The organism is Stenotrophomonas sp. 2YAF22 (genome assembly GCF_052114665.1).
In the GTDB taxonomy this organism is placed as follows: Bacteria; Pseudomonadota; Gammaproteobacteria; order Xanthomonadales; family Xanthomonadaceae; genus Stenotrophomonas; species Stenotrophomonas indicatrix.
The window spans coordinates 1-4,992 of the sequence record NZ_JBFRFE010000306.1 but is presented as its reverse complement, the minus strand read 5'-3'; the positions used below and the strand labels follow the sequence as shown (position 1 = coordinate 4,992).

At 64.3% G+C, this 4,992-nt stretch carries 5 protein-coding genes and 1 pseudogene; 5 read left to right on the top strand and 1 reads right to left on the bottom strand.

The features are described from left to right. From AB4Y84_RS12995 to pnp, 5 genes are all read left to right on the top strand, one after another. A partial coding sequence (locus AB4Y84_RS12995; protein ID WP_442250242.1) for an EF-Tu/IF-2/RF-3 family GTPase occupies window positions 1–438 on the top strand: 438 nt, incomplete at its 5' end. A 92-nt stretch (window positions 439–530) separates the two neighbouring features. Next, entirely contained in the window at window positions 531–914 is a 384-nt protein-coding gene (gene rbfA, locus AB4Y84_RS12990; protein WP_025876229.1) for a 30S ribosome-binding factor RbfA, read from the top strand. Window positions 915–1,018: 104 nt separating this feature from the next. Then, complete coding sequence (truB, locus tag AB4Y84_RS12985) at window positions 1,019–1,927, top strand: tRNA pseudouridine(55) synthase TruB (RefSeq protein ID WP_312786852.1); 909 nt, start codon at window positions 1,019–1,021, stop codon at window positions 1,925–1,927. A gap of 178 nt (window positions 1,928–2,105) precedes the next feature. Next, window positions 2,106–2,366, top strand: a complete 261-nt coding sequence (rpsO, locus tag AB4Y84_RS12980; protein WP_005410445.1) for a 30S ribosomal protein S15 — start codon at window positions 2,106–2,108, stop codon at window positions 2,364–2,366. Window positions 2,367–2,514: 148 nt separating this feature from the next. After that, window positions 2,515–4,623, top strand: coding sequence for a polyribonucleotide nucleotidyltransferase (gene pnp, locus AB4Y84_RS12975; protein ID WP_442250241.1), 2,109 nt, complete (start codon window positions 2,515–2,517; stop codon window positions 4,621–4,623). A 109-nt stretch (window positions 4,624–4,732) separates the two neighbouring features. On the opposite strand, the pseudogene AB4Y84_RS12970 reads toward pnp, so the two are convergent. Next, window positions 4,733–4,992: pseudogene (locus AB4Y84_RS12970) on the bottom strand (hypothetical protein); the annotation flags it as partial.

Sequence of the window (4,992 nt, the reverse complement as noted above, 5' to 3'; positions counted from 1 at the left end):
GGCTTCAACGTGCGTGCGGATGCTTCGGCCCGTCGCATCATCGAATCCAACGGCGTGGACCTGCGTTACTTCTCGATCATCTATGACGTGATCGATCAGGTGAAGCAGGTGGCCTCCGGTCTGCTGGGCGTGGAGATCCGCGAAGAGATCATCGGTATCGCCGAGGTCCGCGACGTCTTCCGCAGCTCCAAGCTGGGTGCCGTCGCCGGCAGCATGGTCATCGAGGGCGTGGTCAAGCGCAACAAGCCGATCCGCGTCCTGCGCGACAGCGTGGTGATCTTCGAAGGCGAGCTGGAATCGCTGCGCCGCTTCAAGGAAAACGTCGAGGAAGTCCGTAACGGTACCGAATGCGGTATCGCGGTGAAGGCCTACAACGACGTCAAGCCGGGTGATCAGATCGAGTGCTTCGAGCGTATCGAAGTGCCGCGCACCCTGTAATGCTGTGCGGTGGCCCGACCAACGGTCGGGCCCTACCATGTACATGTAGCGCCCGACCGTTGGTCGGGCGACAACTCAATCAAGAGTCCCTCGTGCCCAAGACTTTCCATCGAACCGACCGTGTCTCCGCCCAGCTGCGCCGTGAACTCGGCACCCTGGTGCACAACGCCGTGCGTGAGCACGGGTTGCCCTCGGTGAGCGTGTCCGACGTGGAAATCACCCGCGACATGGCCCACGCCAAGGTGTTCGTCACCGCGCTGATGCCGGAACGTTCGGTTGAAGCCGTGAAGGGCCTGAAGGAACTGGCCTGGGGCCTGCGCATGGAACTGGCGCGCGCGATGAAGCTGCGGCACGTGCCGGAGCTGCATTTCCACTACGACGACTCGGTCGATCGTGGCGAGCGCATCGACAACCTGCTGCGCGACCTGCCCGATACCGTGGCAGCCGAAAAGCGTCGCGAAGGCGACGAAGAATAAGGTAGCGCCGGGCCATGCCCGGCGTCTTTCCATTCCGGCAACGCGAAGCCCATGCGGGCCGCGCTGCGGCAGCCGAGCATGGCTCGGCTCTACCAAATCCTGTCATGACCCGAATTCAGTTCCGCCGCCTGGATGGCATCCTGCTGCTCGACAAGCCGACCGGCATGAGCTCCAACGCCGCGCTGCAGGTCGCCCGTCGCCTGTTCCGTGCGGAGAAGGGCGGCCACACCGGCAGCCTTGATCCGCTGGCCACCGGCCTGTTGCCGCTGTGCTTCGGCGAGGCCACCAAGATCGCCGGCCTGCTGCTGGGCTCGGCCAAGGCCTACGACGCCGAGATCGTGCTGGGCCTGACCACCGATACCGACGACGCCGAGGGCCAGGTGCTGCTCGAGCGGCCGGTGCCCGTGATCAGCGCCGAGGCCCTGCAGGCGGCGATCGCGCCGCTGCTTGGCGACATCCTGCAGCGTGCGCCGATCTATTCCGCGCTCAAGCAGGGCGGGGAGCCGCTGTACGTGAAGGCCCGCCGTGGCGACGTCATCGAGGCGCCCGAGCGCCAGGTCAAGGTCCACGCCATCGAGATTCTGGAGCAGCAACCCGAGCGGCTGCGGCTGCGGGTCACCTGCGGCTCGGGCACCTATATCCGCAGTCTGGCCCGTGACCTTGGTGAAACGCTGGGCTGTGGCGCACACATCAGCGCCCTGCGGCGCCTGTGGGTGGAACCGTTTCACGAACCGGCGATGGTCACTCTGGAGCAGCTGAGGGCCCTGGTGGAAGCCCAGGACGAGGCCGCCATGGACGCGCTGCTGCTGCCGCTGGCGGCGGGTCTGTCCGAGTACCCCCGGGTCGACCTGGACGCCGAGCAGGTCCAGCGCTTCTGCGTAGGCCAGCGCCAGCGCGACCCCTCTTGGCCGCGCGGCCTGGTGGCCGTGTTTGGTCCCGGATCGGCGGTGCAGGGCCTGGGCCAGGTCGATGATGGCGGTCTGCTGGCCCCGCAGCGCCGCTTCAACCTCTGAACGAAGAAGCCCGGTTCAGCCCCGGACCTTGTTCCAAAGCCCCCTGGCCGTTACAATTTCGCGGCCGTTTTACGGCAGCCTGCCGAAGGCGGGTTTCATCCATTTGTTGGTTCACGGCGAGCCAGGCGGTGCGCGAAAGCGCGTTCCTGCCGGCCACGCATCACAGAGAAAAAAAGACATGTCGATCGACACCCAGAAGGTCATTGAAGACAACAAGCGCAGCTCGGCTGATACCGGCTCCCCGGAAGTCCAGGTTGCACTGCTGACCGCCCGCATCGAACTGCTGACCGGCCACTTCAAGACCCACAAGAAGGATCACCACAGCCGCCGTGGTCTGCTGCAGATGGTCAACCGCCGCCGCAGCCTGCTCGACTACCTGAAGAAGAAGGACGTCGAGCGTTACAAGGCCCTGATCGAGAAGCTTGGCCTGCGTCGCTAAGCAACGAATCCCCCGCGGCGCAGCGATGCGCCGCGGTTTTGTTTTGTAGCACCGCAATACCTTTTTCAGATCGGAACGACCGATCATCCGTTGGCGGCAAGGGTCGCCCTCGGTCCATTCGCAGACAGCATCCCCAAGGACACCCTCCGTGGCAAAAATCACCAAAACCTTCCAGTACGGCAAGCACACCGTCACGCTTGAGACCGGCGAAATCGCCCGCCAGGCCGGTGGCGCCGTCATCGTCAAGTTCGACGACACCGTGCTGCTGGTCTCCGCCGTTGCCGCCAAGAGCGCGCGTGAGGGCCAGGACTTCTTCCCCCTGACCTGTGACTACCAGGAGAAGTTCTACGCCGGTGGCCGTATCCCGGGTGGCTTCTTCAAGCGCGAAGGCCGCGCGACCGAGAAGGAAACCCTGATCTCGCGTCTGATCGATCGTCCGATCCGTCCGCTGTTCCCGGAAGACTACAAGAACGAAGTCCAGATCATCGCCACCGTGATGTCGCTGAACCCGGACATCGACGGTGACATCCCGRCCCTGATCGGTGCCTCGGCCGCGCTGTCGCTGGCCGGCACCCCGTTCAAGGGTCCGATCGCCGCCGCCAAGGTGGGTTACAAGAACGGTGAGTACATCCTCAACCCGACCGTGACCGAACTGAAGGATTCGGAGCTGGAGCTGGTCGTTGCCGGTACCGCCAACGCTGTGCTGATGGTGGAATCCGAAGCCGCGCTGCTGTCCGAAGACGTGATGCTGGGCGCCGTGACCTTCGGTCACCGCGAAATGCAGAAGGTCATCAACGCGATCAACGAGCTGACCGTGGAAGCCGGCACCAAGCCGTCGACCTGGGTCGCCCCGGCCAAGAACGACGTGCTGATCAGCGCCCTGCAGGAAGCCATCGGCCCGCGTCTGGGCGAAGCCTTCCAGGTGCGTGACAAGCTGCAGCGCCGCGACGCCATCTCGGCGATCAAGAAGGACGTGGTCGAGTCGCTGGCCGGCCGCGTGGCCGCTGAAGGCTGGAACCCGGCCGAGCTGTCGAAGGAATTCGGCGAGCTGGAATACAGCACCATGCGCAACTCGGTGCTGGACACCAAGGTCCGCATCGACGGCCGTGCGCTGGACACCGTCCGCCCGATCGCAGTGAAGACCGGCATCCTGCCGCGTACCCACGGCTCCTCGCTGTTCACCCGCGGTGAAACGCAGGCCATCGTGACCATCACCCTGGGCACCGCCCGTGATGGCCAGGTCATCGATGCCGTCTCCGGTGAGTACAAAGAGAACTTCCTGTTCCATTACAACTTCCCCCCCTACTCGGTGGGTGAAACCGGCCGCATGATGGGCCCGAAGCGTCGCGAGATCGGCCACGGCCGTCTGGCCAAGCGCGGCGTGCTGGCAGTGATGCCGTCGCTGGAATCCTTCCCGTACACCATCCGCGTCGTCTCGGAAATCACCGAGTCGAACGGTTCCTCGTCGATGGCGTCGGTCTGCGGCTCGTCGCTGGCCCTGATGGACGCCGGCGTGCCGGTGAAGGCACCGGTTGCCGGTATCGCCATGGGCTTGGTCAAGGAAGGCGATCGCTTCGTCGTCCTGTCCGACATCCTGGGTGACGAAGATCACCTGGGCGACATGGACTTCAAGGTTGCCGGTACCGCTGAGGGCATCTCCGCCCTGCAGATGGACATCAAGATCGAAGGCATCACCGAAGAGATCATGAAGCAGGCTCTGCAGCAGGCCAAGGCTGGCCGTCTGCACATCCTGGGCGAAATGGCCCACGGCCTGACCGCCCCGCGTGAGGAGCTGTCGGACTACGCGCCGCGCCTGCTGACCATCAAGATCCACCCGGACAAGATCCGCGAAGTGATCGGCAAGGGTGGTTCGACCATCCAGGCCATCACCAAGGAAACCGGCACCCAGATCGACATCCAGGATGACGGCACCATCGTCATCGCTTCGGTCAATGCCATCGCTGCCCAGGCCGCCAAGGCCCGCATCGAGCAGATCACCTCGGACGTCGAGCCGGGCCGCATCTACGAAGGCAAGGTCGCCAAGATCATGGACTTCGGTGCATTCGTCACCATCCTGCCGGGCAAGGACGGCCTGGTCCACGTGTCGCAGATCTCCAGCGACCGCGTCGAGAAGGTCGGCGACGTGCTGAAGGAAGGCGATGTGGTCAAGGTCAAGGTGCTGGAAGTCGACAAGCAGGGCCGTATCCGCCTGTCGATGAAGGCCGTCGAGGAAGGCGAAGGCGCCACCGCCGAGTAATCGACCGCAGGTCGATTACGGTAGGTGTCAACCTTGGTTGACACGCCAAAATGAAAAAGCGGGCTTCGGCCCGCTTTTTCTTTGCCTGCAACACCCGCCAGGCACGACGCTACGACGACTGTTCCTCTGCTTCGTCTTGTCCCAGCCACCAGACCTGGCCGGGCTCCGGGTCCGGAAGTGGATGCTCGCGTTGTTCAATCGCCTCCAGCACGCGCCCACTGCCTGCTGCTGTCCATACCGCCATCAGCTTCTCCACTGCAGCGCGGCCCTGCGCGGCGATGCCGAGGTTGCGTTCGCTCTCCCAGTGATCATCATCACGGGTTTCGCCATCGCTGTGGTCGTCATCATGCTGGTGCGGTGTGCCATAGC